Raw genomic sequence first — 960 nt, forward strand, 5'->3', positions numbered from 1 at the left:
TCTCGCAGGTCACCGCGATCTTCTCGGAGAAGACCAACCTCTACTTCGCCCGCCAACAGGTGGCCGAGCGTCTGACCCAGGCGGGCGATAGCCTGCCAGCCGGGATCCAGCCGCAGATCGGGCCCGTCACCACGGGCCTCGGCGAGGTCTACATGTACTCGGTCGAGTACGCCAATCCGGGCGGCAAGGGCGCCAAGGTTCGTGACGGCCAGACCGGCTGGCAGAGCGACGGCGCCTATCTGACGCCGGAGGGCGAACGCCTCACCGACGCCACCTCGCAGGGCGCGTATCTGCGCACCATCCAGGACTGGGTCGTTCGTCCGCAACTGCGCACCGTCAAGGGCGTGGCCGGCGTCGACTCCATCGGCGGCTTCCAAAAGCAGTATGTGGTCGAACCCGACCCGGCCAAGCTCGTCGCCTACGGCGTCTCCTACACCGATCTGGCCAAGGCCCTGGAAGGCGCCAACCTCTCCGTCGGCGCCAACTTCATCCAGCGCGCGGGCGAGGCCTATCTGGTCCGGGCCGACGCAAGGGTGCGCACGCTGGACGAGATCCAGAACGCCATCATCGCCACCCGCCGCACCGTGCCCGTCGCCGTCAAGGACGTCGCCACCGTGCGGGTCGGCGGTGACCTGCGCACCGGCGCAGCCAGCAAGAACGGCGAAGAAGTCGTTGTCGGCACCGCCCTGATGCTGATCGGCGAAAACAGCCGCTCGGTCGCCAAGTCGGTCGGCGATAAGCTCGTCGATGTTCGCAAGGCCCTGCCGAATGGCGTGGTGATCACCACCGCGCTCGACCGCTCGGTGCTGGTCAACGCCACCATCAAGACCGTTGAACGCAACCTGACCGAAGGCGCCATCCTGGTCGCCGCGACCCTGTTCCTGCTGCTCGGCAACGTCCGCGCGGCCTTCATCGCCGTGCTGATCATCCCGCTGTCCTTCGTGATGATGGCCATCGGCA

1 protein-coding gene is annotated in these 960 nt (G+C 67.2%); it reads left to right on the plus strand.

Annotated elements, in window-relative coordinates; all coding sequences use genetic code 11:
• On the plus strand, positions 1 to 960 hold a 960-nt coding region (locus AX690_RS20140; RefSeq protein WP_197426874.1), incomplete at both ends, for an efflux RND transporter permease subunit.

It is taken from the genome of Caulobacter sp. CCH9-E1, assembly GCF_001556515.1.
Classification (GTDB): Bacteria; Pseudomonadota; Alphaproteobacteria; order Caulobacterales; family Caulobacteraceae; genus Caulobacter.